The sequence below is a fragment of the Streptomyces sp. NPDC046925 genome (assembly GCF_040644915.1).
Classification (GTDB): Bacteria; Actinomycetota; Actinomycetes; order Streptomycetales; family Streptomycetaceae; genus Streptomyces.
Genome location: NZ_JBEYWZ010000002.1, coordinates 1,113,068 through 1,134,159, shown reverse-complemented (window position 1 = coordinate 1,134,159; position 21,092 = coordinate 1,113,068). Strand labels below are relative to the sequence as shown.

The 21,092-nt window shown below is 66.3% G+C and carries 19 protein-coding genes; 18 read left to right on the top strand and 1 reads right to left on the bottom strand.

Going from position 1 to position 21,092, the window contains the following annotated elements:
- The first annotated feature begins 1 nt into the window (after nt 1).
- The 15 genes from ABZ906_RS11435 to ABZ906_RS11365 all read left to right on the top strand — a co-directional run bounded on the left by ABZ906_RS11435 (nt 2) and on the right by ABZ906_RS11365 (nt 11,451).
- The gene (locus ABZ906_RS11435; RefSeq protein ID WP_361380488.1) at nt 2–1,255 is read left to right on the top strand and encodes a hypothetical protein; all 1,254 of its coding nucleotides are present in this window, start codon (nt 2–4) and stop codon (nt 1,253–1,255) included.
- Complete coding sequence (locus ABZ906_RS11430) at nt 1,252–1,563, top strand: hypothetical protein (RefSeq protein WP_361380485.1); 312 nt, start codon at nt 1,252–1,254, stop codon at nt 1,561–1,563. The genes ABZ906_RS11435 and ABZ906_RS11430 overlap by 4 nt, the downstream gene beginning before the upstream one ends.
- Nucleotides 1,560–3,140 carry a terminase gene (locus ABZ906_RS11425; RefSeq protein ID WP_361380482.1) on the top strand — a complete coding sequence of 527 codons (1,581 nt, stop codon included), beginning with the start codon at nt 1,560–1,562 and terminating at the stop codon, nt 3,138–3,140. Before ABZ906_RS11430 ends, ABZ906_RS11425 begins: the two co-directional genes overlap by 4 nt.
- A complete protein-coding gene (locus ABZ906_RS11420; protein WP_361380479.1) occupies nt 3,131–4,588 on the top strand; it encodes a phage portal protein in 1,458 nt (485 codons plus the stop codon). Before ABZ906_RS11425 ends, ABZ906_RS11420 begins: the two co-directional genes overlap by 10 nt.
- Nucleotides 4,548–5,723 (top strand): HK97 family phage prohead protease, encoded by a 1,176-nt coding sequence (locus ABZ906_RS11415; protein WP_361380476.1) that lies wholly within the window; start codon nt 4,548–4,550, stop codon nt 5,721–5,723. The genes ABZ906_RS11420 and ABZ906_RS11415 overlap by 41 nt, the downstream gene beginning before the upstream one ends.
- A gap of 70 nt (nt 5,724–5,793) precedes the next feature.
- Entirely contained in the window at nt 5,794–7,080 is a 1,287-nt protein-coding gene (locus ABZ906_RS11410; protein WP_361380473.1) for a phage major capsid protein, read from the top strand.
- Between the two features lie 72 nt (nt 7,081–7,152).
- Nucleotides 7,153–7,809: an endonuclease VII domain-containing protein gene (locus ABZ906_RS11405; protein WP_361380470.1), complete on the top strand. Its 657-nt coding sequence runs from the start codon at nt 7,153–7,155 to the stop codon at nt 7,807–7,809.
- Nucleotides 7,810–7,898: 89 nt separating this feature from the next.
- Nucleotides 7,899–8,333, top strand: coding sequence for a hypothetical protein (locus ABZ906_RS11400; RefSeq protein WP_361380467.1), 435 nt, complete (start codon nt 7,899–7,901; stop codon nt 8,331–8,333).
- A complete protein-coding gene (locus tag ABZ906_RS11395; RefSeq protein WP_361380464.1) occupies nt 8,333–8,578 on the top strand; it encodes a hypothetical protein in 246 nt (81 codons plus the stop codon). Before ABZ906_RS11400 ends, ABZ906_RS11395 begins: the two co-directional genes overlap by 1 nt.
- A gap of 3 nt (nt 8,579–8,581) precedes the next feature.
- Nucleotides 8,582–8,863, top strand: a complete 282-nt coding sequence (locus tag ABZ906_RS11390; protein ID WP_361380461.1) for a hypothetical protein — start codon at nt 8,582–8,584, stop codon at nt 8,861–8,863.
- A 3-nt stretch (nt 8,864–8,866) separates the two neighbouring features.
- Nucleotides 8,867–9,478 (top strand): hypothetical protein, encoded by a 612-nt coding sequence (locus tag ABZ906_RS11385; RefSeq protein WP_361380458.1) that lies wholly within the window; start codon nt 8,867–8,869, stop codon nt 9,476–9,478.
- 1 nt (nt 9,479) lies between these two features.
- Nucleotides 9,480–9,920: a hypothetical protein gene (locus ABZ906_RS11380; RefSeq protein ID WP_361380455.1), complete on the top strand. Its 441-nt coding sequence runs from the start codon at nt 9,480–9,482 to the stop codon at nt 9,918–9,920.
- 11 nt (nt 9,921–9,931) lie between these two features.
- Complete coding sequence (locus ABZ906_RS11375; protein WP_361380453.1) at nt 9,932–10,273, top strand: hypothetical protein; 342 nt, start codon at nt 9,932–9,934, stop codon at nt 10,271–10,273.
- Between the two features lie 270 nt (nt 10,274–10,543).
- The gene (locus tag ABZ906_RS11370; protein WP_361380451.1) at nt 10,544–10,960 is read left to right on the top strand and encodes a hypothetical protein; all 417 of its coding nucleotides are present in this window, start codon (nt 10,544–10,546) and stop codon (nt 10,958–10,960) included.
- Nucleotides 10,960–11,451 carry a hypothetical protein gene (locus tag ABZ906_RS11365; protein WP_361380448.1) on the top strand — a complete coding sequence of 164 codons (492 nt, stop codon included), beginning with the start codon at nt 10,960–10,962 and terminating at the stop codon, nt 11,449–11,451. Before ABZ906_RS11370 ends, ABZ906_RS11365 begins: the two co-directional genes overlap by 1 nt.
- An 89-nt stretch (nt 11,452–11,540) precedes the next feature.
- Here the strand turns inward: ABZ906_RS11365 and ABZ906_RS11360 are convergent, their stop codons facing one another.
- The gene (locus tag ABZ906_RS11360) at nt 11,541–11,867 is read right to left on the bottom strand and encodes an Lsr2 family protein (RefSeq protein WP_361380445.1); all 327 of its coding nucleotides are present in this window, start codon (nt 11,865–11,867) and stop codon (nt 11,541–11,543) included.
- A gap of 6 nt (nt 11,868–11,873) precedes the next feature.
- Between ABZ906_RS11360 and ABZ906_RS11355 the strand changes: the two genes are divergently transcribed.
- From ABZ906_RS11355 to ABZ906_RS11345, 3 genes are all read left to right on the top strand, one after another.
- Entirely contained in the window at nt 11,874–12,362 is a 489-nt protein-coding gene (locus tag ABZ906_RS11355) for a hypothetical protein (RefSeq protein WP_361380442.1), read from the top strand.
- A gap of 317 nt (nt 12,363–12,679) precedes the next feature.
- Nucleotides 12,680–17,131: a hypothetical protein gene (locus ABZ906_RS11350; RefSeq protein WP_361380439.1), complete on the top strand. Its 4,452-nt coding sequence runs from the start codon at nt 12,680–12,682 to the stop codon at nt 17,129–17,131.
- Nucleotides 17,128–21,087, top strand: coding sequence for a hypothetical protein (locus ABZ906_RS11345; protein ID WP_361380436.1), 3,960 nt, complete (start codon nt 17,128–17,130; stop codon nt 21,085–21,087). The genes ABZ906_RS11350 and ABZ906_RS11345 overlap by 4 nt, the downstream gene beginning before the upstream one ends.
- Nucleotides 21,088–21,092: the final 5 nt, after the last annotated feature.

Sequence of the window (21,092 nt, the reverse complement as noted above, 5' to 3'; positions counted from 1 at the left end):
CATGGCCAGGCTCGGACGCGGCCAGCCCGCAGGCGCCTCGATCATCGCTCAGCAGGTTCCGGCAGTCCCCGCGACCGGCGATCTGACCGTCACCGCCCCTTCAGTCGTCGTCACTGCATCAGGTGCCGCTGAGGCGGCGGGCACCGTCATGGTGACGGCTCCGTCGGCCGCGGCCAGCGTGACGGCTGCCGCCGAAGCGACGGCAACCCTCGCCGTCACGGCGCCTGCTGCGTCCGTGGCGGCGTCGGCTGATGTCACCGCCGCAGGCACGTTCGCAACTGCCGCGCCCTCCGCAGTCGTCGACCTCGCGGGCGCCGCGACAGCCGCGGGCACGCTCGCCGTAGTGGCGCCCTCTGCGGCTGTCGATGCCGACGCCGATGTCATCGCAGAGGCGTCCCTGCTCGCCGTCGCGCCGGCTGCTGTCGTGGCTCTGGACGGGCAGCTGCCGTACGCGCTGCGCGTCGTGGCCCCGGTGCCCGTGGTGATCCTGGGAGGCGGCACCACCAGGCTGCTGGACGTCACCGCGCCCTCGCCCGGCGCCGATTTCACTGCGCTCGTACGCGTCGCCGGCGACCTGGACGCGACCGCCCCCGCCCCCGCGGTGGACGCCGCCGGGGCGCTCTCGGCCGGCGCTTCGCTGCTCGCCGTCGCACCGGCAGCCTCGGTCGACATTCACGCCGAAGCGACGGCGAGCGGCACGCTGCCGGTCACCGCACCGTCTGCGGCCGTGAGCATCGCCGCCACGGTGCGCGTGACGGCCTCGCTGGCGCTCACGGCGCCTGCTGCGACCGCGTCCGCCGCCGGTCAACTGAGCCTTGACGGCGGGCTGTCGGCGGTGGCCCCGTCGGTTGTCGTGGCCCTTGCCGCTGAAGCGGTGACCGGCGGGCCGCTGTCCGCCGCGGTGCCCGTGCCGGCGTTCGCGGGCGCGGGTGTTGTCGCGGCGCCCGGTGTCGTGGCTGTCCTCGCGCCGTCCGCCGCGGTGGCCCTGGCTGCTGCCGCGTCGCTGGACGGCACGCTCACGGTGGCCGCGCCGTCGGCTGCGGTGCTCGTGTATGCCGAGACCCGCGCCACGGGGCCGCGCATCACGATCGTGTCCGAAGAGTCCCGCGTCCTGCACATCCCCGCGGAGCCCCGCACGATCGCCGTCACTGCGGAGAACCGCACGCTGGCCGTCCCCGGCGAGGACCGCACCGTTCGCGTAGAGCCGCGCCCGCAGCGGCGCCTGGTGGTGGCGGGGGAGGTGCGCGGCACGTGAGCGACTTCAGCGAGGCCATCGCCGAAGGCGACAAGCGCACCCAGTACACGGCGATGCGGGATCACCTGGCCAAGGAGATCAGCGGCGACATCGAGTGCTGCGACTGCGGCAAGCTGCGGCGCTCTTCCGGCTCGGAGACCTCAGCCCTGATGCTGCGCCTGATCAAGGTGCTTGAGGAGCTGGAGAAGATCCCCGACACGGCGCGGCGGTCGCAGCTCGATGAGCTGCGGGAGCGCCGTACTGGCGGCAGCACGGACGCCGCGCGCCGCCAGGGCACGGGACGGCGCCGCAGGGGCACCGGGGCATGAGCGGCGCGGTCATACCGGGGCGCGGCGACCAGCGGCCCCGGATTCTCGCCGCGCCGCCGCGGGTGTCCAGTGCGGGCGCCGACGTCGCGGAGCTGGCGGCCATTGCCGGGCTCCCGATGGACCCGTGGCAGCGCCTGGTCCTCGAAGAGGCCCTGGGACAGCGCGCCGACGGCTCCTGGTCCGCCTTCGAAGTCGGCCTGGTGGTCGGCCGCCAGAACGGCAAGGGCGCCGTGTTGGAGGCCATCGAGCTGGCCAGCCTCTACCTGCTGGACGAAGAGCTGTGCATCCATTCGGCCCACTTGTTCGACACGTCGCTCGAAGCCTTCAAGCGCATCCTGGGCTTGATCGAGAACACCCCGGACCTGGACCGCATGGTCCGGCGCGTCAGCCGCAGTCACGGCGAAGAGGGCATCGAGGTCTTCCGCGACGGGGCACTGCGCCGTCTGCGCTTCCGGAGCAGGACCGCGGGCGGCGGCCGTGGCTTCACGTGCGACCGTCTCGTGCTGGACGAAGCGATGATCCTTACCGACCGCGCGGTGGGCTCGATCCTGCCGACGCTCAGCGCCGTGCCGGACCCGCAGGTCTGGTACACGGGATCGTCCGGCAACAAGGACTCCACCGCTCTCGGCCGTGTCCGCGCCCGCGGTATCGCGGGCTCCGATCCTCGCTTGTGCTACCTGGAATGGTCGATCGACGCATGCACCGCTTTCTGCCCGGTGGACTGCGAGGACCACGACCGCCAGGACTTCCAGGCCGATCCGCGCTGGACGCAGGAAGAGCACGACCGGCAGCTGTCCCGCCTGTACGCGAGTTACCCGCGGGCCAACCCGGGTTTCGGCATCCGTATCGGCGGCACGCGCTCCCCGGAACGTTCGGTCGAGCACATCGAGGCGGAGCGCCGCAGCATGTCGGCCGAAGAGTTCGCGCGCGAGCGGCTGGGCGTCGGTGACTGGCCGGTCGAGGGCGAGTCGTGGCGGGTGATCGACGAAGCGTCCTGGAAGGCCTGCGTCGATGCGGGCTCGATGCCGGACGGCGAGCTGTCCTTCGGCATCGAGCTGACGCCCGACCGCAAGGCGGGCTGCATCACGGTTGCCGGGTTCAACGCCGACGGCCTGACCCACGTGGAGATCACGAGTGATGGCGAGCGCCTGCTCGACCACCGTCCGGGGGATCGCTGGATCGTGGCGCGCGTCAAGGAGCTGGCCGCGCGCTGGCGTCCGCGCGCGGTCGTCATCAACCGCGCGAGCCAGGCGGGCGCACTGATCCCCGCACTGGAGAAGGCGGGCATCACGGTGATCTCGCCAACCGCCCGTGAGTTCGCGCAGGCCTGCGGGTCCTTCGCCAGTGCGGTGGTCCCGATGCGGGGCAACTCGCCGACCCTTGTGCACCTGGACCAGGTGCCGCTGACGGCAGCCGTGGCGGGCGCCGACAAGCGCACCGTCGCCGATCTGTGGGCCTGGGACCAGCGCGGCGCGGCCGTGGACATCTCACCGCTCCAGGCCGCGACGCTCGCGATGTGGGGCCTTCAGCAGAAGCCGGCCAGGAAGCCCGTCGAAGCCGGATGCGCATGGGGGTGACCGTGGCCTGGTCGTGGAAGTGGCCGTTCTTCACCCGCAGCACCAAGTCCTTCACGCAGCCCGACTTCTGGTCGCTCGATGCCGCTCCTTTCGTCATGGGCAGCACGGCGGACAAGGAGCGGATCGAGAGTGATTTCGAGGGCTACGTCGAAGGAGCTTTCAAGCGCAACGGGCCGATCTTTTCCTGCATCGTCGCACGTCAGATGGTGTTCAGTGAAGCCCGGTTCATGTGGCGTCAGTTCAACAAGGGCAGGCCCGGCGATCTCTTCTCCAACGCAGAGCTGAACCTGCTCGAACGACCGTGGCCCGGTGGCACAACCGGCGAGCTGTTGGCGCGCATGGAGCAGGATGCTTCGCTCGCCGGGAACAGCTACTGGACGAAGACCGATGACCAGGGCCGCTACGGCGGTGCGGCGAGCGGTCCGGGGCTGCGCCTGGCGCGGCTGCGTCCTGACTGGGTGTCCATGGTCATCGGCTCGCACAGCGGCGACCTGTACGCGGCGGACGCCCGCATCATCGGCTACCTCTACGAGCCCAGGCAGTTCGGCGTCATGGCATCGGGCGGCCCCCACGCCACGGGCGGCGCGGTCCTGCTGCTGCCCGGTGAGGTTGCGCACTACTCGCCCATTCCTGATCCCGCGGCGCGCTTCAGGGGCATGTCGTGGATGACGCCCGTCCTGCGCGAGATCGAGGCAGATTCTGCTTCGACGATTCATAAGAAGACGTTCTTCGAACACGCCGCCGTGCCGAATATGGTCGTCAGGTTTGACAAAGACGTCCAGAAGGAGCAGTTCGAAGCCTTCGTCAAGGCGTTCAAGGCCGGACATCAGGGCGCTTTCAACGCCTACAAAACCTTGTTCCTTCAGGGCGGTGCGGATGTCACGCCTCTCACGCACGACTTCCGGCAGCTCGACTTCACGTCCACTGTCGGCAAGGGCGAGGCGCGCATAGCGAGCGCCGCCGGGGTGCCGCCGTCCTGGGTGGGCTTCTCCGAGGGGCTGCAAGGCAGCGCCCTGAACACCAGCAACTTCGCGGCATCGAGGCGCCGCTTCGCCGACGGCACCATGCGTCCGCTCTGGCGGATCGCCGCGGCGAGCCTCGAAGTCCTCTTCAAGCCGTCGGGCGCCAGCACGCATCTGTGGTTCGACACCCGAGACGTGGCCTTCCTGCGCGAGGACTCCCGCGACCGGGCCGACATCATGCGCGTCCAGCTCAACACCATCGACGCCGGGATCAAGTCCGGCTTCGAGCCGGACGCCGTCGTCAAGGCCGTGGTGAATGAGGACGTCAGTCTGCTGATCGGCCATCACACCGGCCTGGTCTCCGTGCAGATGCAGCCGCCGCTTGAAGCGCAGCCCGAACCCCCCGCCCTCCCCGCCGGGCAATCAGCCGATCCACCAGAACCAGATGATCCCGGTCAGCCGGAAGGACAAGATGATGGAGCGTAAGAGCCTGCCCGGCGGCCTGGAGATCAAGGACGCAGACAAGGGCATCGTCACGGCCGTCTTTTCCACGATGAATGTGCGTGATCTCGATGGGGATTTCACCCGCGAGGGCGCATTCACCGACGGCGCCAAGGTGGCCATCAGCGCGTATGGCCACAAGTCCTGGGACGGTGCACTGCCGGTCGGTAAGGGCATCATCCGCGTCAAGGGCAAGAAGGCCGTCCTCGAAGGCCAGTTCTTCATGAACACCGCCCACGGCAAGGACACCTTCGAGACCGTCAAGGCGCTGGCTGAAGAGGGCCTGGGGGAGTGGAGCTACGGCTTCGACATCGAAGAGCACTCCTACGGCAAGGAGGGCGACCGGCAGGTCCGGTACCTGGATCGGGTCAAGGTCCACGAAGTCAGCCCCGTCCTGCTGGGTGCCGGGGTCGGTACGCGCACCACGTCCGTGAAGAGCCGCCAGGGCGCCGACACAGAGCCTGCGGAGGCGAAGGCGGGCACTGCGGTCCGCGGACCCATTCCGGCGCGGGAGACGGCGACGCTGGCCCGTCAGTGGGACGGCGCCAAGACGGTGGCTGACCTCCCCGAGGACGCACGGCCGTCGCAGCTCCGCACGGTCTTCGCCTGGGTCGACCCGGACGGCGACCCGGAGCTGAAGGCGTCGTATCGCTTCGCTCATCACCACGGCATCGACGGTCCGGCGAACCTTCGCGCATGCCTTCAGGGCATCGCCAAGCTGAACGGCGCAGGGGACGCAGGTATCCCCGACGCCGACCGTGAGGCCGTCTACAGGCATCTGTCGGCGCACCTTCTGGACGCCGACAGGGACGCACCGGAGCTGCGGGACCGCGGCTCTGCGTCAGTGAAGAACCCGACCCTGAACGAAGAGCTGGTCACGGCTCTCACGCTCGTGTCGGGCGCAATCGAAAGCGCGTCAAGGGTGGTCGCTCTGCGGCGCGAAAAGGGCAAGGGCCTCTCGAAGGTCAACGGCGAAATCCTGGGCTGGATCGCCGACGACCTGAAGAGCCTCGAATCCCTGATGTCGCTGCCTGTCGAGCAGGACGAGCCGGAAGGTCCCGGCGAGGACGAGAAGGCAGAGCTTTTCCTTCGGTCCATCGCCCTGGCCAACGGCATGTAAGTCAGCGGCAGTTTCCGCCAAGCCTCCGGTAGCCGGGGGCTTTTTTCATGCCCTAAAGCAGAGGGATCACATGTACAACGACTCTGACCGGATTGTTGAATTTCCGGCTCTGAAGCAGGCACAGGAAGCGCTGGACGAGAAGCGCAAGGGGCTCGCGGCCGTCTTCGAAGAGGCCGGTGCCGAGTACGACATGACCAAGGTCAAGTCCCTGTCCGGCGACTCTACGGCGAAGGTCGAAGAGATCCGCAAGATGAACGAAGAGATCGTCGAGCGGAAGAAGAAGGTCGACGAACTCCTGATCGTGGCGCGGGCTGCGGCTGAGGCGCAGCAGGGCGGGGATGTCGAGAAGGGCGACGGCGCCAAGGGCAAGGAGCGTGAGCCCGAGCGGAAGGGTGGGCGCGGTCCGGTCCACCTGGGCAGGGCCTTCGCTGAGTCCACGGCCTTCAAGGGCTACAAGCCGGGCTCGGGTGTGGGGCCGTCCGCGCACCTGGACATCAGTCTGAAGACGCTGATGGAGACACCGGCCGGCTGGGACTCCGAGGACACGCGGACGGGCCGCCTTGAGTTGATGCCGATGCGGCCCGCCGTGCATGTGGCGTCCTATTTCCCCCACACGACCACTGGGATGTCTGCCGTGGTGTATATGGAGGAAACGACCTACACGAACAATGCAGCGGAGACCGCAGAGGCCAATCAGGCGGATTCTCAGGGCGCTTATCCCGAGTCGGCGCTTGCGCTGACCGAGCGGCAGGAGCCGGTGCGCAAGATAGCCACTTTCCTGCCCGTCACAGACGAGCAGTTCGAAGATGAGCCGCGTGCACAGGGCTACGTCCAGAACCGTCTGCCGAACATGATTCAGCAGCGGCTCGATTCCCAGCTTCTGGTGGGTAACGGTACGGCGCCGAACCTGCGTGGTACTGAGAATGTGGTGGGTATTCAGACGCAGGCACTTGGTTCTGACCCTATTCCGGACGCCGTGTATCGGTGTGCCCGTAAGGTGAGGGACAATGGATTTGCCGAGCCATCGGTAATGTTTATTGCGCCCGCCAAGTGGGAATCGGTCCGGCTTCTCAAGACGGCGGACGGCCAGTACATCTGGGGTCACCCCTCGATGGTCGGTCCCTTCACGCTGTGGGGAATCCCGGTCGTGGAGACCACGGCGGTCACTTCGACGAAGGTGGTCCTGGGCGACTACGTCAACTTCGCGGAGCTGGCAATGCGCCGAGGAATCGACGTCCAGGTCAGTAATTCGCATTCTGACTACTTCGTAAAGGGCAAGCTCGCGATTCGAGCGGACATGCGTGCAGCGGCCATCCACTATCGCCCCAAGGCGTTTGGCGTGGTCACGGGCCTGTGATCTTGCTGGAGCAAGACAGTGCAGCGGCTTTTGTAAATTGAAGATGAGCCTTGCGCCGGGATAAGCTAGGGCATGAATCAAAACGCGTCATGTCCTAGTTGTTCTGGGCCGCTGCGTGAAGTGAGGGCTGGCAGAGGGAGTTATCTCAGATGCTATTCCTGCAAGCCCGCCCGCTCGAAAACCGGCGAGGATCGGCAGTGTCTCCTCTGCGCGGGCGCCTTTTACGTCTCTGCTGCCCTCATAAAGAAGGGGTGCGGCCTGTACTGCTCGTACACGTGCCGCATAGCCGACAAAGGAGTCGCGGCCCCGGAGGGCTTCAAGCACTGCGGGGCGTGTACCACGATCAAGCCTCTGGAAGACTTTTCGATCAATAAGACGAAGGCTGATGGAAGGCAGGTCCGCTGTCGCGCCTGCGCCTCCATCGCCGGGGCGAAGCACCGCAGCAAGCCAGAGGTCGAGAAGGCTGCGTTTGCCAGGCATCTTGAGCGTAAATACGGGATAACTCTTCCTGAGTATGAATTGATGGTCCAGCAGCAGAATGGCACGTGCGCCATTTGCGGTGGCCTTCCGAACGGGCCTGGCGCGGAGAACAAGCGTTTCGATGTGGATCATTGTCACAAGACCGGCAGGGTGCGCGGTCTCCTCTGCTCAGGCTGCAATCGGGGGATCGGGTTCCTCGGAGATGATCCCGCCCGCCTTCAGGCTGCTGTCGACTACCTGAACAAATAGATACAGCACTACACCGAAGGGGTCGGGCTCCGCGTCCGGCCCCTTTGTCATGCCCGAAGAACAGCCGTGCCCGGCTGAAAGGAATGGCTATGGGCAACATTCAGCCCGGTACAGGAAAGATCGGTTCGGGGGGGTTCGTCGGCCGTGCGAAGTACGCACGGGCCTTCTACGACTTCGCCGTGGACGGCGGCGCCATCGGCACCATCACCATGCGCGGCGACACCATCCCGTCGGGGGCCATCCTGCTGGACGCCTTCGTCGAGGTGACCACCGCCTTCACGCCGACGACCACGACCACGGTCGCGCTGACCGTGCAGTCCGCGGGGGACCTCAGGGCTGCGGCGCTCACCAACGCGAGCCCCGCGGTCATCTCGACAACGGGCGTGAAGCGCCTGCTGGTCGACGCCTCAGACGCCGACCTGGTTAAGGCGACAGCCGAGCGGTCGATCAGCCTGGTCGTCGCGGCGGGTGCGGTGACGGCGGGCGTCTGCTCGGTCGTCGTCGCGTACGTGGAGCTGACCTGATGTCGGCGGGCGACTGGATCACGATCGACCGGCACTGGTGTCTTGTCGAGGACGGCAGCCGCGTGGTCCCCGAGACGGACCCCGAGGCCCGATGGCTGCACTGGTCACCGGGTGCGGTGGTTGCCCGTGACGAAGCCGAGCGTCTGGGTGCCGTCGACCCCGAGTCGGCCGCTGAGCCGGAAGAGAAGAAGGCGCCCCCGGCCGCGAACAAGCAGCGGACCCCGACCGCCAACAAAAGGCGGTGAGATATGGCCGTCTCAAGTGCGGCGGTCACCGTCGCGACGTCGGCGACGCTCCTGAGCGCTGCTGATACGGACAGCGTGGCGGGGCAGTCGATCTACGTCACGAACGGGGACGCGGCTGCGGTCTTCCTCGGTCCTTCCGGGGTGACGACGGCCAACGGCTATTCGCTCGCCGCGGGAGCCAGTCTCCCCTGGCGCGTCGACCTGGGGATCGGCGAGGCCCTGTATGCCGTATCGGCTGCCGGTACCTCAGCGGGAGCGGTGAAGGTGCTGCGGACGGGGGTCTGAGTCATGCCCCTGGGCGATCCGTACGCCACCGTCGCAGAGCTGAAGGTCCGCCTGCCCAACCTGGACGAAGTCGCCACCTATGACGACGCCCTGGCCGACGTACTGGATTCGGTAAGCAGGGAGATCGAGCAGCACTGTGGCCGCCAGTTCAACAAGGACGCCACGGCAACGACTCGCGAGTACGGGCCGGACGAGATCTACCGCCTGCGCGAGGGGCCGAGCGTCACGCAGTGGGTCCGGGTCGACGACTTCTATGACACGGCGGATCTCGTCATCGAGTCGGACGGTACGGCCTGGATGTCCGATGCCTACGTACTGCGCCCCCGCAACGGTGTGGTCGACGGAATGCCCGGCTGGCCGTTCTGCGAGGTCTACGCGGCGGGAGGGGCTGCTTTCGGCAGCACGGTCAGCGTCACGGCGAAGTGGGGATGGGCCGACGTTCCGGCGCCGGTCAAACAGGCCTGCCTGATCATGGCCGCCGAAACCTTCCAGATCAAAGACGCGCCTTTCGGCGTGGCCGGGATGGATCAATTCGGCGCTATCCGAGTCCGCGAGAACCGCATGGCGATGGCGAAGCTCTCGCGCTATTGCCGCGACCCGATCCGAGTGAGGTGACATGGCATCCCTCACGGAGATCAGGGCTGCATTGAAGGCGACGCTGAAGGCGGCTGTGCCGGATCTCAGCGTCTATTCCGAAGTGCCGTCCGTAAAACAGGTACCGGCCGTCGTGCCGATGCCTGCGCCGCGCCCGGACGGAATGACGTGCGACTTCAACGGGGCTTTCGGCCGGGGTATGGACGAATGGACTCTCGACCTCTTCGTCCTGGTCGCCTACGGCGATCCGGCTCTGGCGCAGAAGAATCTGGATCAGTACGTCACGGGCAAGGGTCCGAAGAGTATCCGGCAGATCATCTTCAATGCGCCGGATCTCGGACTGGCCGACGGAACGGACGCCCACGCGGAGGGAATCCGTGAGTACGGCGGCAGCTTTGCATCCGCCGGAATTCAGCATGTGGGCGCTGTCGTGCGCCTCACGGTGCGCACACCCAGTAATTGAGTGAGGAAGCAATGGCAGCGCTCGTTACACAGAACATCGTCGATGCGGGCACCGCGCCGACGACCGTCAATTCCTCAGCGTCCGACACTGCCGAAATCGGCAACGGACACAACACCTTCGTTCTCTACAAGAACACCGGCGGCTCACCGGCGGTCGTCACCGTCACCGTCCTGGGCAATACCTCGTACGGCCAGGCGAATCCTGATCCGCAGATCACGGTGCCCGCGACCACCGGCGAGAAGTGGATTCCGCTGCGCAAGGAGTACGACGGCGGCGACGGAACCGGCAGGGCCACGCTAACGGCCACAAATTCCGGCGCCACCCTCCAAGTCGCTGTGGTGAGGATGAGCTGATGCCCAGGGCGAGCGATCGCCCGACACCTCAGCCGCTTCCCGTACAAGACCGCCCGGCAGATCCGCCGAGGCGGTCTTTGCGTATCCCGAGGGAAGAGCCGGTGAAACGGCATTACGAGGTCATCGGGCCGAAAACCGTAGGCGGAAAGACCAGGGGCGAGCGGGTGACGCTCGCCCTTACTCATGCCCAGGAGCGGGCGCTTATCGAGGCCGGACACGTGCGGCCTGTCACGGAACGGCCATCGGTGGCCGACAAGGAAGAGGCTAGCGATGGCTAAGATCGTCCTGCGCTCCTGCGACATAGTCGTCAACGGGGTGAACTTCTCAGACCATGTTTCCAGCGTGGAAATCAATCTCGTCAAGGACGAGATCGAGACCACCAACTTCTCCGGTGCCGGACGTGAGCGCGTCGCCGGTCTCAAGGACGATTCCTTTGTCCTCAATTTTCAGCAGGACTTCGCGGCGGGTGAGGTGGACGCAACGCTCTTCCCGCTGTGGGACCTGGAGACCGAATTCGTGGTCGTCGTGAAGCCGACCGCCGCCGCGGTCTCTGCGGGCAATCCCAGCTACACCGGTACCTGCATCCTGCTCGAATACCAGCCGCTCGCCGGTGACGTCGGCGACCTCTCCGAGACTGAGGTCACGTTCCCGACGCAGCGCACGGGCATCACCCGGGCGACCGCCTGATGGCTGCCGGTCGCGCGACTTACAACGTCCGCCTGGGCGACGAGTGGAAGCGTGTCTCGCTGGCGCTGCGCGAGGTTGACCGGGATCTTCCCGACAAGCTGCGCAAGGCCATGCGGGAGGCGGCCAGGCCCGCGGCTGAGGATGCCAAGCGCCGGGTGAAGTCGCTTCCGGTGCACGGCCGCAAGCACACCGGGCTGCGCCGCCGCGTTGCCAGCGGTGTGGCGATCCAGGCAGGTGCGGGTCGCGGGCTCGGGGTGCGCATCGTCACGGGGATGCGCGACCCGCAGGAAGCGAGCCTGCCCCGCTACCTGGACGATCCGCGCGGCTGGCGTCACCCCGTCTTCGGGCAGCGCGACGTGTGGGTCACGCAGCACACGGGCGGCTCGTGGTTCCGGGCGACGATCGCAGAGCACCGGCCGCAGATGGCCCATGAGCTGGAGCGCGTTCTGGAGAACGCCGCCGAGACGATCGCCGCAGCGGGTCGCGGCTGATCGGTGCGGGCCGGCCGGGGTCCGCGGGTATCCCGGCCGGCCCCGTGCACGACAAAGCCCCCGGCATTGCGCCGGGGGCTGTTCGCCGGTCAGTGGGCCGCTTCGTACGCCTCGCGGACCGGGGCGGGGACCCGGCCCCGGTCGTTTACTTCATACCCGTTTTCCCGCGCCCACTCCCGCACCTCTGTAGCGCTGGGGCCGCTCGCGGCGCGCGTCCTGCCCGTGCTCTTGCCGCCCTTCTTCTTCCGTCCGGCCTCGATGTACCGGCCGAAGTCAGCGGCCAGTTCGTCGTAGCTCTCCGGGGTGAGATCGATTTCGTAGATCACGCCATTGAGCGAGAACTCATGCGTGGAGATCTCCGGGGATTCCTTGCCCGTGAGGTCATCGGTATAGGTCGTCACAACTTTCTGAGCCATGGCCGGATGCTACCCCATATTTCCGGTCTATTCACCATCGGATTTCTCAACCCGCAATCGAAAGGCAATCCCGCGATGCTGCTGTCTCGTGATCAGATCCTCAAGGCAAAGGATCTCAGGACGAAGGATGTCCCCGTTCCGGAGTGGGCCCCTGAGGGCGCAGAGAACGCCGGTGACTACGTGGTGCGGCTCCGGATGCTCACGGGCAAGCAGCGTGACGCATTCGAGGCATCCACGGTGGAGACGAAGGGCGGCAAGTCCAAGCAGAATTTCGCCAACTTCCGGGCCCGGCTGGTTGTCCAGTGCATCGTCACCGAGGACGGCGAGCAGATGTTCAGTACCGCTGACGTTCCGGCACTGGGCGAGAAGTCTTCGGTAGCCCTCAGCCGCGTGTTCAACGCCTGCCAGGCGATGAACGGCTTCTCCGAGGCTGACGTCGAGGAGCTGACCGAGGGTTTCGAGGACGGCCCCGAAGGGGCCTCGCCTTCCGCCTAGCGGTAGCGCTGGGCTGGCCTTCCGTGGAATGGGGGCTGGAGCACATCAGTTCTCTGGAGCTGGCCGAATGGGAAGCGTACGAGAGGTACGCGGGCCCGGTGGATTCCTCGTATCTGGCCGAAGTTCTTGCTGCCCTCCATGAGCAGATCCAGACCTTGAATCGCATGACGGGTGCTGCGCATTTCACCAGCAAGACACATAAGAAGAATCCGGCGCCCGAACCAAAGCGTTACCCCCGGCCCCGTGAGCTACACGCCGCAGACCCTTCCGACGGGGAGGGGGATGGCATCGACAACTGAATAGCGGGGTGACGGGCAATGGCAACTGTTACCGGGCTGAACTTCAACGTCAATACGACGTTCAGTGGCACAGGCATCAACCAGGCCCGTAGGTCGCTGGCGGATTTCGAGGAAGAGCAGCGGCGGCAGGCCCGCCTTCGTGCGACGACAGCAGCGGCTCAGGCCCGCCTTGACCAGCAGGAAGCCGCAGCGCGCCAGGCTGCGCTGCGGCGGGATCTGAACGCTCAGCTGCGGATACGTGAGGCCGCCTGGCAGCGGGAGCTTGCCAGGCGGCGGGCGGCACTGGCTGCACAGGCCGAAGAAGAGCGCCGTCATATGCGGCAGGTGCAGGAGGACTTCAAGTCCGGCTGGGCGAATGTCGGCAAGACAGTCATCGGCGCGGTCACCTCAGTGCGGAATGCGGCTCTTGGTCTGGGTCCCGCGCTTGTTCCGATCGTGACGGCGTCGGCAGGTGTGGCGGGCGGGCTTGTCGCAGCTTCGGCTGCGGCCGGAATTACGGCCGGTGTTTTCGGCGGCGCCCTCTTCGGTGCGATTCAGGCAACGAACAGCGCCACGAAGAGCGCACAGACGGCGCTGGAGAAGCAGAAAGAAACCCTGGCAGGGCTGACGCCCGGCACGAAGGCGTACGAAGAACAGCTCAAGAAGGTCCACGAGGCCGAGAAGAATCTCAAGACGATCATCGACGGGCTGACGCCTGCCCAGCAGAAATACGTCAAGGCGACAGCGAGCATGAAGGGCGCCTGGGGCGATTTCATCAAGGCGACCGAGAAGGACACGCTGACTCCCGTTTCGATCGTCATGGGTGCCCTGAGCCGCAATTTCGAGAAATTCGTGCCGCTGGTCAAGGCGACCAGTCCTCTGGTGAAGAGTCTGGCCAAGGACTTTGCCGCCTGGATGGACGGTCCCGGGCTTGACCGCTTTGTGGACACGATGGTCAGCCAGGGTGTTCCCGCGCTGGAGAATTTCATTCGCGCTGGAAAAGAGGTCATAGGCGTCCTCGGGCAGGGCTTCCGGGATTTCCTCCCCTACGGGAACCAGGTGGTATCGGTCCTGAGGGACGGAGCCGAGAAGCTTGGGAAGTGGTCAGCCGGCGGCGGCTTCGCCAGGTTCCTGGACAAGGCGCGCGAGGCCGCTCCGGACGTCAAGGAATTTTTCGTCGAGCTGACGAAAGCACTGGCCAATATAGCCAAGGCTGCCGCCAACCTGAGCGAGAATTCCTTCAGTGCGCTGACCGTTCTCCTCAAGGTTCTCAATTCCTTCCCTCCGGAACTGCTGGCAAATCTCGTACGGGCATGGCTCGCCTGGAATGCGGCGCTCCTGGCGTACAACATCTACGCGGCGACTGCGGCTACTGTGACGGCTGCGCTGGCCCTCGCTACCAGCGGCATCGGAATTCTCTTCCTCGGCATGGCTCTGACGATAGGCGCGGTAGTCGTCGCCCTCGCGGCCCTCGGGGTCGGGATCTATTTCCTGGTGCAGAACTGGGACACCGTATGGAATGCCATCAAGACCACGGCCATGACCGTCTGGAATTTCTTGACCAACGGTCTCGGTCAGTTGGTCCTGGTGCTTCTCGGTCCGGTCGGCGGTCTGATCCTGCTGTGGCAGAACTGGAATACGATCTGGGGCTGGATAGCCAGCAAGGTCACATGGATCTACGAAAATATTCTTACCCCTATCGGTCATGGCTTCCAGTGGCTCTACAACTTCCTTGTCGGGAATTCGGTAATCCCCGACCTTATCAACGGAATCATCTACTGGTTCAACTTCCTTCTGGCCCCGCTGAAGCTCGCGATTGACTTCGTCGTCGCCACCGTGGCAATGGCCTGGACCGGAATCCAGGCGACGTGGAATCTGTTCTGGTCCACCTTCGGCCCGGTATTCATTGCAGCGTGGACCGGGCTCGCCGCGACGGCTTCCGCCGCCTGGAATCTTCTGGTCGCGGCGTGGAACTTCCTGTGGACGACGATTGTTTCGGTCTACCAAATAGGCTGGGCAATTCTGTCCGCAGCCTGGCAGGTGGGGTGGACCGCCCTTACCGGTGCAGCGCGGGTTACCTGGACAATCCTCACCGGCGCATGGTCGGTCCTCTGGGCGACGGTCACCGGAATATGGAACGTCTTCTATGTCACCTTCAGCGCCGTTTTCCGGGGCGCGTGGACCGTCATTTCGGCCATCGCCACCGGAATCTGGAACGTCCTGAGGGCCGCCTGGCAGGCGCTGTGGACCACGGTCCAGGCGATCTTTACGACCTTCGCGGCTGTCTTCACCGGCAACTGGGGTGCGGCGTGGCGCGCCATCCAGGCCGCAGGTGTCGCCATCTGGAATCTGATGAGAACGGCCTGGCAGGCCTTCCTCAATGCCCTGTCCGCTGCGTTCTCGGCATTCGCCGGGGTCTTCACTGCCGCATTCCGGGCGATGTGGACGGCGATCCAGGCGATAGCCACAGCAGCCTGGAACGCGTTCCGTGCAGCCTTCCAGGCTTTCCTGACGGCAGTTCAGAACCTCTGGAACGCAGCATGGACGGCAATCCGGAGCATCTTCCAGACGCTCACTGCGTCCATCAATGCCATCGCTACTGCGGCCTGGAATCTGCTGCGTTCCGGCCTTCAGGCATTCATCACTGCCGTAACGTCCATCTGGAACACGGGCTGGACGGCGATCCGGACCTTCTTCCAGTCGGTGACCACCGCCCTCGGTAATGCCGCCAGCGCCCTGTGGGACCGACTGCGCGACATTTTCAGCGCCGGGTCGACGTGGCTCCGGAATACTTTCTGGAACCCGGTCCGTGACTTCTTCTCGAAGACGATCCCGAACGCATTCGATTCTGCGGTGAAGGCGATCGGTAAAGCCTGGGACGGATTGCGCAAGCTTATCTTCACGCCCATACAGGCAATCGTGGACGTGGTCTACAACGGCGGCATCCGGAAGCTGTGGAACATCGTTGCCGGTGTTTTCGGCGCCGACAAGCTGGACGAATTCAAGCTGAAGGGATTCGCCAAGGGCGGCCCGGTCGACGGCCCCGGATCGGGGACGTCGGACTCGATCGTCGCGCGGCTGTCCGCCGGTGAGCACGTCTGGACGGCGAAGGAGGTAGCGGGAGCGGGCGGCCACGACGCCGTTGCGGCACTGCGCAGCCAGGCGATGGGCGGCGCGAGCGTGCGCCCCTTCGGGGACCACGCGTTCGCCGACGGCGGCGGCATTCTCGGTACCGGATGGGGCCCGGATGTGGGTCCCGACCTGGTGCCGGACGGGATCATCAAGAACGCCCTGGGCGCCCTGAAGGACGTTGTCTTGGGCGGCGTCTACGGCGTCATCAAACCCCCGATCAACGCCGCCGTCAGTCTTGCCCAGTCGACTGTCCGGAAGGTCATCCCCGGTGAGCCGGGGCTGGAGAAATTGGCCACGGGCATCCCCCGCAAGATGGGCGACACCGTCCTTGACTGGATCAAGGAAATGGATGTCGCGCCGGTCGGCGGTGGCGGCTTCATCCCGTGGAAGGCCTGGCAGGACGGCGACGGCGAGAAGGTGACGTACCGCGGCGTCGTCGTCAACAAGCGCACGGCCGCGATGCTGCGGAACGCGGAGAAGCTTGCGAAGACGACCTTCACGGCGTTCCAGGGCTCGTACTCCAACAGCGTCGGCGCGTCAGCCGGTACGCACTCCGGGGGCGGCGCCATCGACCTGGGTCCTGCGAAGGACGCGATCGTCGGTGCCATGCGGTCGTCGGGCTTCGCGGCCTGGCGGCGCACGCCTGCCGAGGGCTTCAGCCCGCACATCCACGGCATCGCGGTGGGCGACCCCACTGCGAGCGCGGCGGCAAAGGCGCAGGTCAAAGCCTTTCATGCCGGAAAGAACGGTCTGGCCAACAACGGACCCGACACCTACAAGGGCGGCCTGGTCAGCGGTGGCAAGTCGCCGGCTGCGGCGCAGGCCACGGCCAAGGGGATGCTGGCCAGCTACAACTGGACGTCCCACTGGTCTGCCCTGAAGGCTCTTTGGAATCGCGAATCCGGCTGGCGCTGGAACGCGGACAACCCCAGCTCAGATGCCTACGGCATTCCGCAGGCGCTTCCCGGAAGCAAAATGAAGTCGGCCGGTTCGGACTGGAAGACCAACCCTGCAACGCAGATCAAGTGGGGTCTGGGCTACATCAAGGACCGTTACGGCACGCCTTCGAGAGCAAACAGTTTCCAGAAGAGCCACAACTGGTACGCGCTCGGCTCGCCCGGCGCTCCCCGCGGTCCTGCCGTCGTCGGCGAGGACGGCCCGGAGGTCATGAACCTGCGGGGCGGGGAGCGTATCGATCCGCTCTCGGACCTGGTCGGCCGCGGCGGCGGGGACGTCAGCGTCGAAGTGAATATCCCGATCACTGGTCGCGCGGATCACGGCGTCGTCGACCGCCTGGAGCGGGAGACCATCCCGAGGCTGACGATGGCGATCAAGCAGGGAGTGGGGAGGCGTCCGTGACGAGCCTGCCCCACATCTGCAACGGCGACTTCAGAAACGAAGGTTGGAGTCTGGTCGGCAGTCTCGTGACCAGGCTCTTCGAGTGCTGGAACAATGACGATGACAGCAAGTACTGCCGCAACCCTCCCCACAAGGGGAGGGCTTGCGTCAGGTTTCCGATCGACATCAGCACGGTCCCCGAGGGTGCCGTCATCACGTCCGTCACGATCTTCATTCGCGTCGCGAAGGTTGGCGGCGGCTCCCGCTCGATCACCGTGAACGTCTGCTGCCTGGACGACACATCGAGGTTCACGAGCCGCACCATCTACCCGACCACGACGCCGACCACGTACGAGATCGGCACGTACCAGCGGGACCCCCTCGGTCACCCATGGGACATCCACCGGATCAACAAGCTGCTGTGCCAGTGCTTCTCGTACTCAGGCGTCTTCGACTGCATCCGGGTGTACAAGCTCTTCGTCCAGATCAACTACCGGGTGCGGCCCACGGTCACGGTCGAGGCGCCGACGGGCACCGTCCTGACCCCCTCCCCGGTCATCTCCTGGACGTACGCGCAGGCCGACGGTGATCCGCAGGCGAAAGCCGAGTACAGGATCTTCACGGCGATCCAGGTCGCGGAGAGCACGTTCAACCCGAACTCCACCCCTCCGCAGTACCAGGCGACGGTGGAGGGCGACATCACGAGCCTGACCCTGCCGACCTCGATCAACCCGGACACCTACAGCGTGTACGTCCGGGTGTACTCCAGCTTCGGCGCCAAGTCGGTCTGGGTGGGCCGCAGCTTCACCGTGCAGGGTCCGGCGCCGGGCGTCCCCGGCGACGACAACACGGTGAGCGGCACGCCCGGTATCGGCGTCGTCAGCGTCGTCCCGGACTCCTACGCGTCGTCCGTCGCGCTCACGCTGCGGGACAGCTCGAACCTGCTCAGCGTGCAGTCTGCCGACTTCGAGACCCTGACCGACGCGCCCGAATACACGACGACCAACTGCACGGCTGCACAGGACACGAGCGTCTACTACGCGGGCGTGGCCTCGCTGAAGATGACCGCATCCAGTGCGGCCACCATGTCCGTGCTCGGTCCCTTCGTGGAACTGTCGCCGGACTCCCCGGTGACGGTGCGCGCGCAGCTGCGCGCGGCCGTGACGGGCCGCACCGTCAGCGTCCGGTGTCGCTTCTACGACGACACGTACACGGCCATCTCAGGCACCATCACGGGCACCGGTACGGACGCCACCGGGACGTGGACGGAGGTGGTGGCGAGCGACACGTCCCCGGCGACGACGGCGTACGCCCGTGTCGAGATCGAGGTGGCGAGCCCGGCGAACGCAGAGATCCACTACGCGGACCATGTCGGCCTGATGTACGGGGCCGGCGCACCCTGGTCCGACGGCGGGCACGCGAGCCGCAACATCCTGTCCGCCTTCAGCGCCACCGGCGATGACCCAGTGGGGGACAACTGGATTGCGGGCGCGGGCAGCTCGATCAGCCGCGTCGCGGTGACCGGCATCGGCGCGCACGGCATCCTGACCAAGCGCCTGACCTATACCGGCATCACGCCGTCGCTCGCCTTCCGGGCAACCGGCACCGCGTTCACGAGCCCGACGTCCGGCACGGACTTCACGCTCAACAAGCCGGCGGGTGTGACGACCGGCGATCTCATGCTGGCCTTCGTCAGCTCGAACCAGCACGGCGCCGTCACGCCCCCTTCGGGCTGGACGGCGGTCAATACGGCGAGCATCGACGACGGCAGCACGGACACGGCGCTCTTCGTGTTGAAGCGCACGGCGGGCGGCTCCGAGCCGTCGACCTGGACGGACGGCAGCCTGAGCGTGGCGAGCACCCGGCGCTACGCCTGCGTGGTCGCCTATTCCGGAGCGGCTGACGCTGCGGACCAGTTCGTCGCCGAAGGTGTTCTGACGCGAGCCACCGGCACGCCGCTGTACATGACCTCTGCGGTGGTCAGCAACTCCGACGTGAACGCGTGGCGCGTGGCTGCTTTCGCGGTCTCCGACAACGCGGGCAGCGGCAGCATGGTGGCCAACATCGCGCCCCCGACCAGCTCTGCTGACATCGCCTACGTCGGCAAGGGCACGTCGTGGCAGGCGACGTCCAACACGACGTCATACACGATCAACCGTCCCAGCGGCGTCGTCTCGGGTGACCTGATGGTGGCCACGGTGGCGATCAGTGACACGGTCATCGCGACGCTGACGGCGCCGTCCGGCTGGACGGTTGTCCGGCAGATCACGGAGTCCGACGGTACGGCGAGCCTGCGATTTGCGGTGCTCAAGCGCACCGCGGGCAGCAGTGAGCCGAGCAGCTGGACGGGCACGCTGTCCGCCACGGTGAAGCCGGTCGTGACGCAGGTCAGCGCGTACCGGAACGCGGACACTGCGGCGAATCAGTTCATCGCGGAGAACACGTCTCAGTCCGGCAGTGGCAACTCCATCAACACGGCGACGATCACGAACACCGACAGCCGCGCCTGGCGCATCAGTGCCTTCGGTGCGTCCGGCGACTACGAGACGTCGTGGGGCTACACGTCGGAGGTGACGGAGCGCTCGGACTCCACTGCCGAGTACGCCATCAGCTACTGGCAGTACCGTACGGCGACGCTGATGATGGCTGACTCCAACGGCCCGGTCGGCACCGGCTCTCACTCGCGTACCGGCGCGCTCAACCGGAACTGGTACGGGGGCGCGAGCTGGATCGGGATCATCAAGCCGCTGCCGTCGGCTCCCGCTCCGGGCGCCAACGAGACGGAGCGCAACGAGTCGACGGCGGGCTCCACCGACCCCTGGCTGACGACCGGTATCTACGACAGCAACGGCGTGGTGCCGGTGGGCGCGACCAGCGTCACCGCGGCGTTCACGCCGGGCAGCGGAACGGACATCAACAGCGCCGCGAGCTGGATCGGATTGATCAAGCCTGCGGTGCCCCTGGTCGCGGGCAAGACGGTGGCGGTGATGCCGGATGCGGTCGATGTCTCCGGGATCGACCCGGCGGTCATGCAACTGGCCGGGAATCAGGTCACGTTCACCTCGGGGTTTCTCGGGTCTACCAGCGGCACCCCGTACCTGACGCTGTACTTCTACCGCGCCAACCAGCTGATCAGCAGCCAGACGATCCAGGGCACGAGCTTCAACGCCACGACCTGGGTCAAGTCCGCGGGGACCTTCAGCGTCCCCGAGGGCACGACCCGGATCAAGGGCGAGGTCAGCGTCACCGACCGCGCCGTGAGTGATCTGGTGTATTTCGACCGGTGCGGCATCCTGCTCGGGTCGTCGTCGGTGTGGCGCAACGGCACCGGACGCTCGACTCATGCCGTGTGGCACGCGCCTGAGATCCAGTACGCGGACGACGACGGGAGCGGGTACGGCGAGTGGCAGGCCCTGCCGGGTCTCGCCACGAGCCCGCCCGTGTACGACCCGTTGTCAGGGTTCGCCACCTACACCGATCACACGGTGATCCCTCTGGTGAACCGGCGCTACCGGGCGCAGACGACCAGCTTCGGCCTGGCCGGCGACCGCTTCGTGTCGGGCTTCGGGCCGCCGTCGGATGAGGTCAGCCTGACGGCGCAGAACTGGTGGCTGAAGGACATCAGCGACCCGGACAGCGCCATCGCGCTCAGGGTCAAAGCGGAGCCGCTTCAGGTCGGGACGACCGGGACCAGCGTCATGTACCAGCCGCTGGGCGAGGACAGGCCGGTCGTCCTGTCCGAGGGCTACAAAGGCGACGCGATCGAGTTGACCTTGATCCTCAAGCGCGAGGAGTACGCGCCGCTGCGGCAGATGCTGCGCAGCGGCCGGACGCTCTTCCTCCAGACGAATGTGGATCACGCCTGGTGGGTGCGCCCGGTCGGTGACCTTCAGTCCGAAGTGCAGGTCAGCGGGCAGCGGTTCGTCGATCCGATCCGCTTCGTCAAGGTGACGTTCGTCGAAGTGGACGCCCCCTGACCGAC

Excerpts from the sequence above, each read along its gene's own strand:
- ABZ906_RS11415 (WP_361380476.1), top strand. The coding sequence starts at position 4,548 with ATGATCCCGGTCAGCCGGAAGGACAAGATGATGGAGCGTAAGAGCCTG.
- ABZ906_RS11380 (WP_361380455.1), top strand. The coding sequence starts at position 9,480 with ATGGCATCCCTCACGGAGATCAGGGCTGCATTGAAGGCGACGCTGAAG.
- ABZ906_RS11360 (WP_361380445.1), bottom strand. The coding sequence starts at position 11,867 with ATGGCTCAGAAAGTTGTGACGACCTATACCGATGACCTCACGGGCAAG.
- ABZ906_RS11410 (WP_361380473.1), top strand. The coding sequence starts at position 5,794 with ATGTACAACGACTCTGACCGGATTGTTGAATTTCCGGCTCTGAAGCAG.
- ABZ906_RS11365 (WP_361380448.1), top strand. The coding sequence starts at position 10,960 with ATGGCTGCCGGTCGCGCGACTTACAACGTCCGCCTGGGCGACGAGTGG.
- ABZ906_RS11370 (WP_361380451.1), top strand. The coding sequence starts at position 10,544 with ATGGCTAAGATCGTCCTGCGCTCCTGCGACATAGTCGTCAACGGGGTG.
- ABZ906_RS11390 (WP_361380461.1), top strand. The coding sequence starts at position 8,582 with ATGGCCGTCTCAAGTGCGGCGGTCACCGTCGCGACGTCGGCGACGCTC.
- ABZ906_RS11420 (WP_361380479.1), top strand. The coding sequence starts at position 3,131 with ATGGGGGTGACCGTGGCCTGGTCGTGGAAGTGGCCGTTCTTCACCCGC.
- ABZ906_RS11350 (WP_361380439.1), top strand. The coding sequence starts at position 12,680 with ATGGCAACTGTTACCGGGCTGAACTTCAACGTCAATACGACGTTCAGT.
- ABZ906_RS11355 (WP_361380442.1), top strand. The coding sequence starts at position 11,874 with ATGCTACCCCATATTTCCGGTCTATTCACCATCGGATTTCTCAACCCG.
- ABZ906_RS11425 (WP_361380482.1), top strand. The coding sequence starts at position 1,560 with ATGAGCGGCGCGGTCATACCGGGGCGCGGCGACCAGCGGCCCCGGATT.
- ABZ906_RS11395 (WP_361380464.1), top strand. The coding sequence starts at position 8,333 with ATGTCGGCGGGCGACTGGATCACGATCGACCGGCACTGGTGTCTTGTC.
- ABZ906_RS11435 (WP_361380488.1), top strand. The coding sequence starts at position 2 with ATGGCCAGGCTCGGACGCGGCCAGCCCGCAGGCGCCTCGATCATCGCT.
- ABZ906_RS11405 (WP_361380470.1), top strand. The coding sequence starts at position 7,153 with ATGAATCAAAACGCGTCATGTCCTAGTTGTTCTGGGCCGCTGCGTGAA.
- ABZ906_RS11375 (WP_361380453.1), top strand. The coding sequence starts at position 9,932 with ATGGCAGCGCTCGTTACACAGAACATCGTCGATGCGGGCACCGCGCCG.
- ABZ906_RS11385 (WP_361380458.1), top strand. The coding sequence starts at position 8,867 with ATGCCCCTGGGCGATCCGTACGCCACCGTCGCAGAGCTGAAGGTCCGC.
- ABZ906_RS11400 (WP_361380467.1), top strand. The coding sequence starts at position 7,899 with ATGGGCAACATTCAGCCCGGTACAGGAAAGATCGGTTCGGGGGGGTTC.